At 68.1% G+C, this 558-nt stretch carries 1 protein-coding gene and 1 pseudogene; both read right to left on the bottom strand.

Annotated features, from left to right (window positions below; genetic code table 11):
- Nucleotides 1–127, bottom strand: a pseudogene (locus OWC48_RS46055) (chemotaxis protein CheW); the annotation flags it as partial.
- Nucleotides 128–148: 21 nt separating this feature from the next.
- The coding region (locus OWC48_RS46050; protein WP_282525932.1) for a response regulator at nt 149–558 on the bottom strand (410 nt) is incomplete at its 5' end.

The following is a 558-nucleotide window of genomic DNA, read 5'->3' as shown; positions in this document are numbered from 1 at the left end:
GGGTGACGCGCTCGGGCATGAACACGTCCTGGACCCGGGAGATCGGCAGCCCGAACAGCTGGCCGCCGATCATCGCGGTGACGTATTCGACCATGGCGCCTTCGGTGGTCTGGGTCTTGTTGCTCATCTCGATATCTCCTCGTCCCCTTTAGGCCGCTGCCCGGTTCAGCTCGGAGGCGCCGGCGGCGCCTGCGGTCTGCTCCTTCAGCGCCGCGATCAGACCGGGACGGTCGAACTTGGCGACATAGTCGTGGAAGCCGGCCTGACGGCCGCGCTCGATCGCCGCCGGCGACACCAGCGCGGACAGGCCGATGATCGGCATCGCGCCCAGATTGGTGTCCGAGCGGATCACTTCGGCGAACTCGAACCCGTTCATGTCGGGCATCTCGATGTCGGTCAGGACCACGTCGAAGCTCTGCGCACGCAGCGCAGCCAGGCCCTCCTGCGCGGTCGGCGCGGTGCGGACGCGGTAGCCGGCCGCCTTCAGCACCGGGGCCAGCATGTTGCGGAAGAAGGCCGAGTCGTCGACCAGCAGCACCGACTGCGAGTGCTGCGACG

It is taken from the genome of Bradyrhizobium sp. Arg816 (assembly GCF_029989365.1).
Classification (GTDB): Bacteria; Pseudomonadota; Alphaproteobacteria; order Rhizobiales; family Xanthobacteraceae; genus Bradyrhizobium.
Note: the sequence above shows the minus strand (reverse complement) of the source record. Positions and strands in the feature narration are given on the sequence as shown.